Genomic DNA, 13,972 nt, shown 5'->3' on the forward strand with positions numbered 1-13,972 from the left:
TGTTTGTGATGCCCTATTCGGCGAACGGCAAACCACTCCAGGTGCAGGGCTTCTTGGGCGCCTTCGAACGTACCGCCGCCAAGCAGGCCGAGCGGCTACGCACCTTGGCCCGCTTTGATATCCCCCTGGTGGGTATCGACCCGGCGATGACGCTCACCTATCGCCAGGAGTACGTCAAAGCGCTAGGTAATGAGGCGGTGCCGGAGGTGCTGATGCTGCAGGAGTGGCTCATGACCCGCATCAATACGCTAGCGCACAACCAACTTAAGCTAACCGACCCCGGCTTTAAGCTGCTCTCCCACTGCACCGAGAAAACCAATGCACCGGGTAGCCCTAAAGCATGGCAGCAGGTATTTGCGGCGTTTGGGTTAGAGCTTGAGCTGATGGGCACCGGCTGCTGCGGTATGTCCGGCACCTATGGCCACGAAACCCGCAATGCCGCTACGTCCAAAACGATCTACGCCCAGTCGTGGCAGCCCCAGGTGGAGGCCGAAGAAAACACAGGCAAGCTATTGGCCACCGGCTATTCCTGCCGTAGCCAAGTGAAGCGTTACTCGGAACAATCATTACCGCACCCGCTTCAGGCACTGCTTGTGTGCCTAAAGCAAGCAGGTTAAAAGAACAGCCTTTTCAGCGCCAATCCCGGATCACTTTCGCGCATAAAGGCTTCGCCAACCAGAAAGCCGTTAACGTTATGATCGCGCATTAGCTCAACGTCATCGCGGGTATGAATACCCGATTCGGTAATCACCGTGACGTCCTCAGGAATGCGCGGCAGCAGATCCAGGGTGGTATTCAGGCTGGTTTCAAAGGTATGCAGATTACGGTTATTGATGCCGACCAGCTTTAGATCCAGTGCCAGGGCACGCTCAAGCTCGTTGGCGTCGTGCACCTCGACCAGCACATCCATACCCAACTGATTGGCCTGCTGATGCAGGTCGCGCAGTTGAGCATCATCCAGGGCGGCAACGATCAGCAGAATACAGTCCGAACCAATCGCCCGCGCTTCACAAACCTGATAGCCATGGGTGATAAAGTCCTTGCGAATCACCGGCAGCGTGCAGACGTCCCGAGCGGCAATTAGATAGTCTTCATGGCCCTGGAAAAAGTCGGCGTCGGTAAGCACAGAGAGACAGGCAGCACCGCCCTGGGCGTAGCTTTTGGCGATATCCGAGGGGTGAAATTCTTCGCGAATAACGCCTTTTGACGGTGAGGCTTTTTTCACCTCGGCGATAATCGCCGGATCACCCGTTGCGATGCGCGTATTAAGCGCCTCAATAAAGCCACGCGGGGTGCTCTGCTGCTCTCCTAACGCGAGCAAATCCGCCTCTGAAACGGCCTGACGGCGCTCTGCCACTTCCTGGTCTTTGCGAGCAAGAATGCGCGTTAAAATAGTCGGCGTTGCCTGTTGAGTCATGGTGGTCTCTTACTGTTTAAAAACGCTGGTGAAGTGCGAAAGCTCTCTAAGCTTCTCAAGCGGCAGTTTAGAAGCTTGCGCGTCCTGGGCTACCATCACACCCTCTTTTAACGTATCCGCAACGCCCGAACAGTAGAGCGCGGCCCCTGCATTTAGCGCGACCATATCGGCAGCGGCACCTTCACCGGAAAGCGCGGCCTTAACCAAGCGCAGGCTGTCTTCGGCGCTGGCGGCTTTCAGTGTTGCCAAGCTTTGGCGCTCAATACCCAGTTCTTCGGGTGTAATGGTGTACTGGGTAATCTCACCCGCTTTAAGCTCGGCTACCAAGGTGGGGCTGGCCAGAGATATCTCATCCAGACCGTCCTCGGAGTGAACGACCATCACATGGCGGCTACCCAAGGTTTGCAACACTTCCGCCATCAGCGGCACCAGCTCCTGCGCGTAAACACCCAGTACCTGATTGGGAGCACCAGCAGGATTGGTCAACGGGCCCAAAATATTAAACAGCGTGCGCACGCCCATTTCGCGGCGGGGGCCAATGGCATAGCGCATGGCCGGATGATGATTAGGCGCAAACATAAAACCTACACCCACCTGCTCGATACAGCGCGCTACCTGGTCAGGCTTGAGATCCAGGTAGATACCCGCCACATCGAACAGATCCGCACTACCCGATGAAGACGAAACGCTTCGGTTGCCATGTTTGGCCACATGGGCACCAGCGGCAGCGGCGACAAAACTGGCGGCGGTGGAAACGTTAAACAGGTTGGCACCATCGCCACCGGTGCCGACAATGTCCACAACGTTTTCAGCACTCAGTTCAACGCGCTTCATCAACTCGCGCATTACTTGAGCAGCGGCGCTAATTTCCTCGGCACTTTCACCTTTCATGGCGAGGCCTACTAACAGGCCACCAATTTGTGCATCGCTTGCATCGCCGGTCATAATCTGACGCATCAAAGCGTGCATGGCATCGAAAGAGAGGTCTTCGCGGCGCATCACCGCATTAATCGCATCTCGCATTTGCATGAGCAGAGGGGCCCCTAAAAGCGTGTGAAACCGGCTATCAGCCGCGTTTTAAAAAGTTGGCCAACAGCTCATGGCCTTGGCGGGTAAGAATCGACTCGGGGTGAAACTGCACCCCTTCAATATCCAACTCGCGGTGACGAAACCCCATGACTAAACCGGGGGTTACGTCGTCATCACCTGTCCAGGCAGTGATTTGTAAACAGTCGGGCAGGCTCGCTTTATCGACCACCAGGGAGTGATAGCGGGTAACCTCAACCGGGTTATCCAGCCCTTCAAACACGCCTTGGTTAGCATGCAGCACAGCGGAGGTTTTACCATGCATCACCTGCGGCGCGTGCACGACCTTGCCACCATACACTTGGCCAATCGCCTGATGGCCCAGGCAAACGCCTAAAATAGGCAGCTTGCCTGCAAAGTGTTTGATGGCGGTCATGGATATGCCCGCCTCGTTGGGAGTGCAGGGCCCAGGCGATACCACCAGGTGTGTCGGCGCCAGCATTTCGATCTGCTCAATGGTGATTTCGTCATTGAGGTGAGTGATGACTTCGGCACCAAGCTCACCCAGGTACTGGACAATGTTGAACGTGAAACTGTCATAATTGTCCAGCATCACCACTTTTTGCGCTGACTGTTCCTGTGATGGCTGTTTATGCACCGACTGAGCTTGCGCCATTGCCCCACTTACTCCGTTGTGTCATTTCGACCACAGATTAAACCGTGAATGGAGTGATGATACCGCAACCGAGCACTTCCTTGCAGGGGTTAAGTGTCAACCAGCCCCCTCCCCTTTAGACCACCAGCGCTATGGGCGATAAATCACAGCTTTGGGGATGCCACACCGATGCCGCGAATAAGAAACCGTTCAGCCAGTCATAAGGCACGCTATGCTTAGGAGTGTAATACTATTCAGCATAGTGGCACTTTTCACTTGAGGGAATCCTCCCTTGGGTAATACTTCTTGCGGCCTCGCATTGCAGTGGAACTGGCAACGGGCCACCGCAGTCTTTATTATCTGCCGTCTTTTTCGATAGTTTTTTTAGCCAGTTAGGAGCGTGGGATGTCAAAGTGGTTTACCTGGGTGTGGGCGCTCTTATTCGTCGCGCTGATAAGCGCTGCGCCAGCTTATGCCAACACAACGCTGCGCGTAATTGCCTCCTTTTCAGTCATGGAGGAGCTGGTCAAACGAGTGGCGGGTGACACTGTCAGCGTCAATGTCATTGTGCCACGGGGAGAAGATGTTCACCGTTGGGAGCTAACCCCACCCAACGTACTGGCGTTAGAAGAGACGCATATTGTGTTTTATAACGGGCTTGGACTAGAGCCTTGGATACGCCATGTTGAGGCGATGTCTGACGACCAGCTAACGCTAGTGGAAGTGGCTAAAAAGGCCGACTATACGCCGCTGACGATTTCCACCGGACAGTATAAAGGCGAGCCAGACCCGCATATGTGGATGGATCCAGAGGGCGCTGCAGCCTACATCGATGTCATTGCTGAGACCCTGGCCGAGCATCTACCCGAGCAAGCCGATGCGTTTTATGCCCGCGCTGACGAGGCACGCAGGGCGCTGAACAATCTTAACCAAGCGGTAAAAGAGCGGCTTGAAGGTATCCCACAAACTAACCGCACATTACTAACCAGTGAGGCAGGTTTTGGTTATTTTGCCCGCGCCTACGCCTTTGATGCCCAAGGGGTGTGGGGGGTTAACCATGAGACTCAAGGCAGCGCCCAGGCAATGGCCAAGATCAGCGAACAGCTTGCCGAGAAACGCCCCCCTGCGCTGTTTTTTGAAAGCACTACACCTAGTATCCATATGGACGCCCTGTCCCGGGAGGCTTCACTGCCCCTAGCAGGTCCGCTGTATGTCGACTCGCTGAGCGGTGAAGATGGCCCCGCTGCCAACTACGCGGACATGCTGCGCCATAACGCTGAAGTGATGCATACCGCGCTAGGGGGCGCCACGGCCGAGTAAGTAAGCGACCGACCAAGCCTAGTCAATGACCTTTGTGGGTCGAGGTGCGTTCAACAGCAATTCAGTTAACGAACTGAGCACTAGGTCGGGATGGCTATTCTCTATCGGCTCCCCATGGTTATAACCATAGGGCAGCGCCAGAGTAGTAAAGCCTGCCGCCTTTCCAGCCGCCATATCGTGACGTGAATCGCCGACCATCACACATTCAGTTGGCGGTATTTGGCAATAGTGCGCGGCGTGAAGCAGCGGCAATGGGTGGGGCTTCTTTTCGGCCAAAGAATCACCGCCGAGACATAGGGTAAAATAGTTCAGCAGCTCGAAGTGATTTAACAGCGGCTCAATGAAGCGTTCGGGCTTATTGGTAATCAGCACCAGGGTCAGACCTTGCTGGTACAGCGCCTCTAGGGCTTGCTTTACGCCAGGGTAGAGCGTTGTCAGGGTATTGGGCGCAGCGCCGTAGTGCACCATAAACGCATCATAGGCACGCTGTTGCAGGCTAGAATCTGGCACGGCTTGCAACGCCCAGTTCAGAGCTCTTTCCATTAATACCGGCGCGCCGTTGCCCACCCAATCCCGCACCTTTGTCTCATTCGGCTCGGGTAAATCCAGCTCGCTTAACGTGCGTGCCACGGCAGCGGCCAGGTCGGGCACTGAATCGATCAGCGTTCCGTCCAAGTCGAAGGCAATTAGCCGTTTTCCCTGTAGCACTGGGTGTCGTTCTGAGTAGTGGCTTGGATGTATTTTCAATGCGCTCTGCCCCATTTTGATTTAAAAACCATTTTACCTGCTCAAAGCAAACGTTCGCATTAGTCAGACGCATCAGAACCTTCTATGCTGGGGCTAATTTAGTTAAGGAGGTAGTGATATGCCCACTCCCAGAATCGTGATTGTCGGCGCCGGTGCTGGCGGCTTAGCCCTTGCCACACGATTAGGCCGCACCTTGGGTAAGCGCAAACGCGCAGAAATTGTGCTGCTGGATCGCAATACCACCCACGTATGGAAACCGCTGCTCCACGAACTGGCCACCGGCGTACTGAACTCCAGCATGGACGAGGTGGATCTTCGCGGACATTCATCGGCTCACTTCTACCGTTATCAGCGCGGTTCGCTAACCGGCATTAATCGCGAGCAACAGACGCTGCAATTAGCGCCGATTCATGATGAAGATGGGCAAGAGGTACTACCCGCCCGCGAGCTTGCCTATGACTATCTGGTCATGGCCATAGGCAGCGTTTCCAACGATTTCGGCACGCCCGGCGTGGCAGAGCACTGCCACTTTATTGATTCGCCCGAGCAGGCCAAGGCGTTCCAGCGCGATATGATCAACACCTTTCTGCGCTATACCGACCCCAACCTACGCCAGCATACTCAGTTAACCATTGGCATCGTCGGCGGCGGTGCAACAGGGGTAGAGCTTGCGGCCGAATTATTTGACGCTTCGCGCATGCTCAATGCCTATGGGGTGACGTCCGTTGATCACCAGCAAATCAGCGTACACCTACTGGAAGCGGCGCCGCGCTTGCTTCCAGGGCTTTCCGAGCGGGTCAGCCAAACTGTCAAAACAGAGCTTGAGAACATGGGCGTAACCGTCCATACCGATACCGCCGTTAAAGAAGCTCAGGCGCATCAGTTGATCACCGGTGACGATGAAGTGATCAAGACCGATATCAACGTGTGGGCAGCAGGTATCAAAGCGCCGCCGTTTTTGGCGGAGCTAGGCCTGACAACGAATAAGAAAAACCAAATTGAAGTAAAAAGCACCCTACAAAGCGTCGATGATGAGAAAATTTTTGCCCTAGGCGACTGCGCCAGTTGTCCAATGGGCGAAGATAGCACCGTTCCGCCGCGCGCCCAGGCTGCACACCAGCAGGCTAAGCTGCTCGCCAAAAACCTGGTCAATAAACTGGAAGGCAAACCGCTAGCCGACTTCCGCTACCGCGATCATGGCTCACTGGTATCGCTGGCCCGCTACGATGCGGTAGGTAATTTGATGCGCAGCTCCGCCTCCCGCGGCCTGTTTTTAGAGGGCTGGCTGGCTCGCCAAGCCTATGCATCGCTCTACCGCATGCACCAGCTCTCTATTCATGGGGCGCCGAAGACGGGGCTGGCCTGGCTGGTCGATAAGCTTAATCGTTACTTAAAACCGCGCATGAAATTGCACTAAACGACACTCGACACTGACTTTTTACTTGGCCAGCGCCGCTCGCATCTGCTTGATCACCGTGTCATAGCCGTGCGGGTCGCTGGCTTGGTGGGCGCTGAAAATGGCGGAACCTGCCACAAAGGTATCGGCGCCCGCTGCGGCGATCTCGGCGATGTTATCCACTTTCACCCCACCGTCGATTTCCAAGCGAATAGGCCGTCCTGACGCATCAATACGCGCCCGCGCTTCACGCAGCTTGTCCAGCGTGCCGGGAATAAAGGATTGCCCACCAAAACCTGGGTTGACGCTCATCAGCAGCACCATATCGACTTTATCCATCACATAGTCGAGATAGGAGAGCGGCGTGGCCGGATTAAATACCAGGCCGGCTTTGCAGCCACCATCACGGATCAACTGCAGCGAGCGATCAACGTGCTCAGACGCTTCCGGATGAAAGGTGATATAGCTGGCACCCGCCTCAATAAAGTCGTTGATCATGCGGTCTACCGGCTTAACCATTAGATGCACGTCGATGGGCGCCGTGACGCCATGCTTACGCAGCGCCTTACACACCATGGGCCCAATGGTCAGGTTGGGCACATAGTGATTATCCATGACGTCGAAATGCACCACATCCGCGCCTGCAGCCAGCACGTTATCCACCTCCTCACCCAGCCTGGCAAAGTCAGCCGATAAAATAGAGGGTGCAATCAAGAAATCCTGCGCAGCGGTCATATTCCATTCCTGCTTATCAATCAGTAGACGAAGGGTAGTCACTCGATATACCTGCGAGTGTGCAGGCAAGAGAGCAAAGCCAGGCCGCTATCTTAGCAGAGCTGCTTAGCAGAACCACGTATCAGCTCTTTGCATGGCATCACACATATATTCTTAAATAGAATATAAAACATGATTGTAATTCCACATTGATAGATTTAATCTTGCCAATATTGCGACACTAAGCGCCTACTGTTTTTAAGGAGTTTCTCTATGGCACTGCCAACAATTTTCCGCCGCAGCCTGATTGCTATTGCGTTAGGCGTTACGGTAAGTGGAACCGCCGCCGCCCAAGAGCGGGAGCTACTTAACTCATCTTACGATATCGCTCGCGAGCTGTTTGCTGCGATCAACCCCGAGTTTCAAGCCTGGTGGCAGGAAGAACACGGTGAAGAGATTGCCATTAGCCAGTCTCACGGCGGCTCTTCCGCACAAGCCCGTGCCATCCTTCAGGGTTTACGTGCCGATGTGGTGACCTTTAACCAGGTGACCGACGTGCAGGTACTTGCCGATGCTGGGCTGGTGGCCGAAGATTGGCAGGATGCCTTTGAGAACAATGCCTCCCCCTACTACTCCACCACCGCCTTCCTAGTACGTAAAGACAACCCTAAAGGAATTGAGAGCTGGGACGACTTAGTCAAAGAAGATGTACAGATGGTCTTCCCCAACCCGAAAACCTCGGGTAACGGTCGTTATACTTACTTAGCCGCCTGGGGCTTTGCCGAGAACGAGTTCGATGGCGATGAAGAGCAAATCGAAGAGTTCATGCGCACCTTCTTAGCCAACGTAGCGGTGTTTGATACCGGCGGTCGTGGCGCAACCACCAGCTTTATCGAGCGTGAAATTGGCGATGTACTGATTAGTTTCGAGTCTGAAGTCAACAACATTCGCAAAGAGTATGGCAGTGACGACTACGAAGTCATCGTGCCACCCGTTAGCATTCTGGCAGAGTTCCCCGTTGCAGTGGTCGGCGAAAACGCAGAGCGCAACGGTAACAGCGATTTGGCCCAGAGCTATCTTGAGTACCTCTACACAGAAGAAACTCAACGCCTACTGGCAGGCTTCAACTACCGAGTGCATAACGAAGCCGTGGTCGAAGAGTTCGCCGACCAGTTCCCTGAAACCGAACTGCTTGAAGTGGATGAAGTGTTTGGTAGCTGGGATGAAGCCATGGAGACCCACTTTGAGGGTGGTGGCCTTCTCGACCAGTTGCAGCGCCGCTAATATTCACTCATGAGCCAGCCTGAACTATGAGTCAACTTGCCTCCTGGCGAACCGGCAGTACCCGTGTGCTGCCGGGTTTTGGCCTTTCTATGGGTATCAGCGTGCTGTTTATCTCGCTGGTGCTACTACTCCCTATTACGGGCCTGTTCGGTCAGTTAGCGGAGCTTAGTTTTGCCCAATACTGGGCGATCATCACCGAAGGACGCGTGGTTGCCAGCTATATGGTCACCATTGGCGCGGCAGCCGTTGCAGCGATTATCAACGCCATATTTGGCTTATTGCTGGCGTGGGTGTTAGTTCGCTACGAGTTCCCTGGCAAGCGCTTACTCGATGCCTTAATGGACCTCCCCTTCGCGCTACCCACCGCAGTGGCAGGCATTACGTTGGCAACCCTTTATGCCAGTAGCGGCTGGATGGGTGGATTGCTGGAGCCGCTAGGGTTTCAAGTCGCTTATACCTGGGTGGGCATCGCCCTGGCCATGGCCTTTACCAGCATCCCGTTTGTGGTGCGCACGGTGCAGCCGGTGCTGGAAGATATGCCAGTGGAAGTCGATGAAGCCGCTATGTCATTGGGTGCTACCGACGGCGTGGCCTTTCGCCGCGTGATCTTGCCGCATATCTGGCCTGCCTTGGTGACCGGCACGGGGCTGGCGTTTGTTCGTTCGCTAGGCGAGTTCGGAGCGATCATTTTTATCGCCGGTAATATGCCTTACGAAACAGAAATCACCGCGCTGATGATTTTCGTCAAGCTGCAAGAGTATGACTATGCGGGGGCCTCGGCGATTGCTTCAGTGGTGCTGTTTGTCTCGCTGGCGCTGCTACTGGCCATTAATATTTGGCAGGGCCGCTTTGTGCGCCGTCTGCATGGAGGTAAGGGGTAATGCGTCGAATTGGTGATGCGCCGCTTATCCGGCGCCTGCTGATAAGTGCCGCTCTGGTGCTGTCAGCACTGTTTTTACTGCTGCCGCTGGTGGCCATTTTTGCCCAGGCATTCTCCCAGGGCGTTATGGTTTTCTGGTCGAACGTCAGTAACACCTTCACCCTGCACGCGATTGGTCTGACGCTGATGATTGCGCTACTGACCATTCCCGTGTGCCTGGTATTTGGCGTTGCCCTGGCGTGGCTGGTCACGCGCTTCAGCTTTCCTGGGCGGCGCATTTTGCAAACGTTGATCGATATCCCCTTTGCGGTCTCTCCCGTTGTCGCGGGTCTGATTTACCTGCTGCTGTATGGCCGCAACGGCTGGATCGGCACTTGGCTGGACGGCCATGATATTCAGCTGATGTTTTCTTGGCCGGGCATCCTCATGGTGACTATTTTTGTTACCTGCCCCTTTGTGGCCCGGGAACTGATCCCGTTGATGCAGGCCCAAGGCTCCCGTGAAGAAGAAGCAGCCGTGACGCTTGGTGCTTCCGGATGGACGACCTTCCGGCGCGTCACGCTGCCCAACATCCGCTGGGCACTGCTGTACGGCGTTATCCTTACCAACGCCCGTGCGGTGGGGGAATTTGGGGCTGTTTCAGTGGTTTCCGGCGCTATACGCGGCAAGACCAATACGCTACCACTGCACCTTGAGCAGCTTTATCAGGATTATAATGCCGTAGGGGCGTTTGCCTGCGCGGCGCTACTCGCCTTTATTGCCCTACTGACGCTCGCCGCCAAGGCCGGGCTGGAATGGCGCGCAGCGCGCCGGGAGGCATTTGCATGAGCATTCACTTACATAACATCGCTAAGCACTTCGGCACTACCCAGGCGTTAGAGCCAATCAACCTGGATATTCACGAAGGCGAGCTGGTCGGCCTGCTTGGCCCTTCGGGCTCGGGCAAAACGACGCTGCTGCGGATTATTGCCGGCTTGGAAAATGCCGACCGCACCGCACAACCCAGCAAGATTTTGTTTGGCGACCGCGACGTGACCAATGTACATGTGCGCGACCGGCGAATTGGCTTTGTTTTCCAGCACTACGCGCTGTTTCGCCATATGAGCGTCTACGACAACGTGGCCTTTGGCCTGACCGTGTTGTCGCGTAAACGCCGCCCCAGCAGCGGTGAGATTCGCGCCCGGGTGTTTAGGCTACTTGAAATGGTCAAGCTGGAGCACCTCGCCAACCGCTACCCTGCTCAGCTTTCCGGCGGCCAGCAGCAGCGAGTATCGCTAGCCCGCGCCTTGGCAGTGGAACCGGAAGTACTGCTGTTGGACGAGCCTTTTGGCGCACTTGATGCCAAAGTGCGCCAAGAGTTACGCCGCTGGCTGCGCCACCTGCATGACGAGTTCAATTTCACCAGCGTCTTTGTCACCCACGACCAGGAAGAGGCGCTGGAGCTTTCCGACCGCGTCGTAGTCATGAGCAACGGCCGTATTGAGCAAATTGATACTCCCGATGAGCTCTACCGGGAGCCCAAAAACCGCTTTGTGTTTGAGTTTTTAGGCGATGTGAACCATCTGGAAGGCAAAGTGACCAACGGCGTACTTACCTGTGGCGATGCCTATTGGCACGTGGATCTACCCGATGGCCATGAAGAGCTGCTGCTACGCCCCCATGAAGTGCGTCTAACCGAGCAACCCACCTCTGAGAGCCATCTACCGGTCACTATCACGGCGATCTCACCGGTGGGCGCAGAAGTGCGCGTGGAGCTAGAGGCGGATTGGCTCGCCCAGCCTTGGCTGGCTACCGTGCGCCATACTGACTTTGAGCACTTGGCGCTACGCCGCGGGCAACGCTTATTCGCCCACCCCCGCCACTGGCGACGCTTCCCCAAAGCAGAGTCGAAAGCGACGGAGCAAAGCCGCGTGGCATAACGCTGCGGAAGCGCTAGCTGCCCTAAATGGAGCAGCTAGCGTTGACGTTTCATCGCATTAGCTCAAAAACGCATTTGCCTAAAGGTCAGGCTCACCCGCGGCTCAACATCTTTCTTGGTTTTAGGCAGACTATGTAGCCAGTTTTGTTGTGTAGTACCTTTCATAATTAACAGACTGCCGTGCTCTAAATTAAGCGACACGCTCTCCCCTGTTGGCTTATGCTTAAACGAGAATTTCCTTGCGCCGCCTAGGCTCAACGCCCCGATTGATCCACTCTCAACAAGGTCTTTTTCGGCGTCACTGTGCCAGCTCATGCCTTCATCGCCTGAGCTATAAAAATTACCCAGACACGAATTAAACATCTCCCCGCAGTGGCTCTCTACCACCTGCTTAATCTCTCGTAAAAAATCAGGCCATACTAACGCCATCTTTGCATATCCTGAGTATGTATAGGAAACCGGCTTATCCGCATACCAGGCTATTTTCCTCTTTGTAACGATCTCTTTGCCGTAAATAAACGCACGATCATGCTCCCAGGTTAATTCGCTTAGGCACTTATCCAGATACATATCGGCGGTAACTGTATCCAAGACTTTACCGTGGTAGTAAACCTCACCATCCCTTGGAAGCAGATTAATCAACTTCATATCGTCGTTTTCAAACAGATCCATTTTCCCCCCTCTAATGCCCGAAGCCGCGGAAAGCGGCGCCAGCCGCCCCGTGGCACGAAGCCAACCCCGACGCCTCAAACCATAAGCCTTCACATTCCGGTTTAAAAACACGTAACAAGAGCAAGAAACGGGTTTTTTCGATGCTATCAAAAGCCAATACTGCATTGCCATGGAGTAAAAAACCAAGAAACACCCTGACCACTCCAGATAAAAAACTTAAAAAAGCCAACCATCACTTAGCGGCTTGAGGCTAAGAGAAAATCTTGGAAAGGGACATAAAATGAGAGCAATAGACTATATACGACTGCTGTCGCTAGCCGCTATCTGGGGAGCAAGCTTCCTTTTTATGAGAATCGCCTCACCGGCGATAGGCCCAATCAACACAGCATTTTTTAGAGTCTTTTTTGGCCTCATTGGTTTGGCTTTTATCATCGTTATCATACGTAAAAGCCTGGCGTTCAGAGGCAAACTAGGCAAAATTTTGATTTTGGGTGCTATAAATTCAGGCATCCCATTTCTTATGTACAGCATAGCAGCAACACTACTACCTACTGGCTATTCAGCGATTCTAAATGCGACAACGCCTTTAACAGGTGCCATGATTGGCTTTTTTATCTTTAGCGAGAGTTTAACTATAAAAAAATGGCTGGGCGTAACGCTAGGAATTGTTGGCATCACTGTTATCACCACTGTGGGTGACTCAAGTATCGTTGGCAACATCTATATTGGCGTGGCTGCCTGCATGATAGCCACTATTGGTTACGGCTTTGCTGGCTTTCTTACCCGCAAGTGGATAACCCAACAGGGTGGCCTGGATTCAACGCTGGTTGCGTTTGGCAGTCAAATAGGCGCTACCGCTTTTCTCAGCCCTTTTTTGCTTTGGAATATTTCATCTGGCCCCAGTATCGACTGGCTTCAAGGTGATGTGTGGATCAGCCTGTTCGCAGTCGGCTTTTTATGCACCTCCCTCGCTTATATCCTTTATTTTAGATTGATTGCCGACATTGGGCCGTTACGGTCACTCACCGTTACATTCTTGGTGCCACCCTTCGCGGTGTTATGGGGCTTTTTAATCCTTGATGAAACAATTTCCAGCGGATTCTTACTTGGCTCTTTGATCGTTTTACTTTCCGTTTGGCTAATCGTGAGTCCCGATTCTCAAAAAAACAGCCTAACGGGCTAGCTTGTTTCACTGCTTTCGCATTCACAACGGTGTGCAAAGGCAATATACAGTGAGACATCGGAAGTGATTGAGCAAAGCCACATCGCCAGAACATACCGCCAACGCGCTACCCGCGTTATACTGGCGTTTTAGCCATAGCGGAGGAAGACCATGCTTCGGCGTCACTTTTTACGGATTTCGGGTGTACTGCTTGCCAGTGCATGGCTTGCTGGTTGCGCAAGCCCCCAATACTTACAGCTCAGCCCTGAACGCAGTACCCAGGTGCCGCAAGTTGGCTCAGGCCAGCAGGTGACTGTGATTGCCCAGGATGGACGCGAGAGCGACATTATTGGCAATCGAGCAGGTGGTGGTATGTCGACGGCGCACATTACCGTGAGCAGCCACGAGTTAATTCCCCGTCTCCAAGAAGAAGCTGAGCGCGCGGTACGCGATATGGGCTTTAGCCCCACCACCGAGCAGGCCGAAGGCCGCCCGAGCTTAACCCTGGAACTTGCCAGCCTGCACTACGCCCGTGGCGACAGCGGCCAGCCACTGGTAGATGAAGCACGTCTTGAAGGCGTTTTCCGCGCTATTGCTAAAAACAAGGGCACTACCTATACGGGCACCTACACCTCGCGCCGTACCCAGGGCTACGCCCTTAAGCCCGATGCCGACAGCAACGCACGGATGCTTAGCGACCTACTTAGCGATGGCATGAACCGCGCCTTTAGCGATCCAGAACTGGCCAATTTACTCGCACGCTAAGATTACCCTTTATAGA

The 13,972-nt window shown here is 54.3% G+C and carries 15 protein-coding genes; 9 read left to right on the plus strand and 6 right to left on the minus strand.

Features of this window, described 5'->3' with window-relative positions; translation table 11 throughout:
• Positions 1-617 (plus strand): (Fe-S)-binding protein (locus K7H09_RS22360; RefSeq protein ID WP_230806068.1); only part of this gene is annotated, 617 nt, incomplete at its 5' end.
• Here K7H09_RS22360 and trpC read toward each other — a convergent pair.
• From trpC to K7H09_RS22375, 3 genes are read right to left on the minus strand one after another with little or no spacing between them, the layout of a single operon-like run.
• Entirely contained in the window at positions 614-1,417 is an 804-nt protein-coding gene (gene trpC / locus K7H09_RS22365; protein WP_141440893.1) for an indole-3-glycerol phosphate synthase TrpC, read from the minus strand. The genes K7H09_RS22360 and trpC overlap by 4 nt on opposite strands.
• 9 nt (positions 1,418-1,426) lie before the next feature.
• A complete protein-coding gene (trpD, locus tag K7H09_RS22370; protein WP_041159196.1) occupies positions 1,427-2,446 on the minus strand; it encodes an anthranilate phosphoribosyltransferase in 1,020 nt (339 codons plus the stop codon).
• Between the two features lie 37 nt (positions 2,447-2,483).
• Positions 2,484-3,119, minus strand: coding sequence for an anthranilate synthase component II (locus K7H09_RS22375; protein ID WP_009287988.1), 636 nt, complete (start codon positions 3,117-3,119; stop codon positions 2,484-2,486).
• A gap of 384 nt (positions 3,120-3,503) precedes the next feature.
• Here K7H09_RS22375 and K7H09_RS22380 point away from each other — a divergent pair, with 384 nt between their 5' ends.
• A complete protein-coding gene (locus K7H09_RS22380; protein ID WP_009287987.1) occupies positions 3,504-4,418 on the plus strand; it encodes a metal ABC transporter substrate-binding protein in 915 nt (304 codons plus the stop codon).
• A gap of 18 nt (positions 4,419-4,436) precedes the next feature.
• Here the strand turns inward: K7H09_RS22380 and K7H09_RS22385 are convergent, their stop codons facing one another.
• Positions 4,437-5,180 (minus strand): phosphoglycolate phosphatase, encoded by a 744-nt coding sequence (locus K7H09_RS22385; RefSeq protein ID WP_052475719.1) that lies wholly within the window; start codon positions 5,178-5,180, stop codon positions 4,437-4,439.
• A gap of 103 nt (positions 5,181-5,283) precedes the next feature.
• Between K7H09_RS22385 and K7H09_RS22390 the strand changes: the two genes are divergently transcribed.
• A complete protein-coding gene (locus K7H09_RS22390) occupies positions 5,284-6,582 on the plus strand; it encodes an NAD(P)/FAD-dependent oxidoreductase (protein WP_141440891.1) in 1,299 nt (432 codons plus the stop codon).
• A 21-nt stretch (positions 6,583-6,603) separates the two neighbouring features.
• Here K7H09_RS22390 and rpe read toward each other — a convergent pair whose 3' ends face one another.
• Complete coding sequence (rpe, locus tag K7H09_RS22395; RefSeq protein ID WP_141440890.1) at positions 6,604-7,296, minus strand: ribulose-phosphate 3-epimerase; 693 nt, start codon at positions 7,294-7,296, stop codon at positions 6,604-6,606.
• Between the two features lie 252 nt (positions 7,297-7,548).
• Here rpe and cysP point away from each other — a divergent pair, with 252 nt between their 5' ends.
• The 4 genes from cysP to K7H09_RS22415 are packed head-to-tail and all read left to right on the plus strand — an operon-like array spanning position 7,549 to position 11,358.
• Positions 7,549-8,559, plus strand: a complete 1,011-nt coding sequence (gene cysP, locus K7H09_RS22400; RefSeq protein ID WP_141440889.1) for a thiosulfate ABC transporter substrate-binding protein CysP — start codon at positions 7,549-7,551, stop codon at positions 8,557-8,559.
• A gap of 26 nt (positions 8,560-8,585) precedes the next feature.
• Positions 8,586-9,440 carry a sulfate ABC transporter permease subunit CysT gene (gene cysT / locus K7H09_RS22405; protein ID WP_027958424.1) on the plus strand — a complete coding sequence of 285 codons (855 nt, stop codon included), beginning with the start codon at positions 8,586-8,588 and terminating at the stop codon, positions 9,438-9,440.
• Positions 9,440-10,267 carry a sulfate ABC transporter permease subunit CysW gene (gene cysW / locus K7H09_RS22410; RefSeq protein ID WP_022522802.1) on the plus strand — a complete coding sequence of 276 codons (828 nt, stop codon included), beginning with the start codon at positions 9,440-9,442 and terminating at the stop codon, positions 10,265-10,267. The genes cysT and cysW overlap by 1 nt, the downstream gene beginning before the upstream one ends.
• Positions 10,264-11,358 carry a sulfate/molybdate ABC transporter ATP-binding protein gene (locus K7H09_RS22415; protein WP_138800521.1) on the plus strand — a complete coding sequence of 365 codons (1,095 nt, stop codon included), beginning with the start codon at positions 10,264-10,266 and terminating at the stop codon, positions 11,356-11,358. The genes cysW and K7H09_RS22415 overlap by 4 nt, the downstream gene beginning before the upstream one ends.
• A gap of 62 nt (positions 11,359-11,420) precedes the next feature.
• Here K7H09_RS22415 and K7H09_RS22420 read toward each other — a convergent pair whose 3' ends face one another.
• Positions 11,421-12,029, minus strand: coding sequence for an alpha-ketoglutarate-dependent dioxygenase AlkB family protein (locus K7H09_RS22420; protein WP_141440888.1), 609 nt, complete (start codon positions 12,027-12,029; stop codon positions 11,421-11,423).
• A gap of 280 nt (positions 12,030-12,309) precedes the next feature.
• Here K7H09_RS22420 and K7H09_RS22425 point away from each other — a divergent pair, with 280 nt between their 5' ends.
• Both K7H09_RS22425 and K7H09_RS22430 read left to right on the plus strand, forming a co-directional pair.
• Entirely contained in the window at positions 12,310-13,212 is a 903-nt protein-coding gene (locus tag K7H09_RS22425; RefSeq protein WP_141440887.1) for a DMT family transporter, read from the plus strand.
• 150 nt (positions 13,213-13,362) lie between these two features.
• Positions 13,363-13,956, plus strand: a complete 594-nt coding sequence (locus K7H09_RS22430; RefSeq protein WP_027958420.1) for a YajG family lipoprotein — start codon at positions 13,363-13,365, stop codon at positions 13,954-13,956.
• Positions 13,957-13,972 lie beyond the last annotated feature (16 nt).

Origin of the sequence: Halomonas sp. IOP_14, assembly GCF_021021315.1 — a bacterium.
Classification (GTDB): domain Bacteria; phylum Pseudomonadota; class Gammaproteobacteria; order Pseudomonadales; family Halomonadaceae; genus Vreelandella; species Vreelandella titanicae.

Bases quoted from the DNA above. Each gene is read 5' to 3' on its own strand.
- cysW (WP_022522802.1), top strand. From the start codon at position 9,440: ATGCGTCGAATTGGTGATGCGCCGCTTATCCGGCGCCTGCTGATAAGT.
- trpC (WP_141440893.1), bottom strand. From the start codon at position 1,417: ATGACTCAACAGGCAACGCCGACTATTTTAACGCGCATTCTTGCTCGC.
- rpe (WP_141440890.1), bottom strand. From the start codon at position 7,296: ATGACCGCTGCGCAGGATTTCTTGATTGCACCCTCTATTTTATCGGCT.
- K7H09_RS22385 (WP_052475719.1), bottom strand. From the start codon at position 5,180: ATGGGGCAGAGCGCATTGAAAATACATCCAAGCCACTACTCAGAACGA.
- K7H09_RS22380 (WP_009287987.1), top strand. From the start codon at position 3,504: ATGTCAAAGTGGTTTACCTGGGTGTGGGCGCTCTTATTCGTCGCGCTG.
- K7H09_RS22425 (WP_141440887.1), top strand. From the start codon at position 12,310: ATGAGAGCAATAGACTATATACGACTGCTGTCGCTAGCCGCTATCTGG.
- cysT (WP_027958424.1), top strand. From the start codon at position 8,586: ATGAGTCAACTTGCCTCCTGGCGAACCGGCAGTACCCGTGTGCTGCCG.
- K7H09_RS22390 (WP_141440891.1), top strand. From the start codon at position 5,284: ATGCCCACTCCCAGAATCGTGATTGTCGGCGCCGGTGCTGGCGGCTTA.
- trpD (WP_041159196.1), bottom strand. From the start codon at position 2,446: ATGCAAATGCGAGATGCGATTAATGCGGTGATGCGCCGCGAAGACCTC.
- K7H09_RS22430 (WP_027958420.1), top strand. From the start codon at position 13,363: ATGCTTCGGCGTCACTTTTTACGGATTTCGGGTGTACTGCTTGCCAGT.
- K7H09_RS22375 (WP_009287988.1), bottom strand. From the start codon at position 3,119: ATGGCGCAAGCTCAGTCGGTGCATAAACAGCCATCACAGGAACAGTCA.
- K7H09_RS22420 (WP_141440888.1), bottom strand. From the start codon at position 12,029: ATGGATCTGTTTGAAAACGACGATATGAAGTTGATTAATCTGCTTCCA.
- cysP (WP_141440889.1), top strand. From the start codon at position 7,549: ATGGCACTGCCAACAATTTTCCGCCGCAGCCTGATTGCTATTGCGTTA.
- K7H09_RS22415 (WP_138800521.1), top strand. From the start codon at position 10,264: ATGAGCATTCACTTACATAACATCGCTAAGCACTTCGGCACTACCCAG.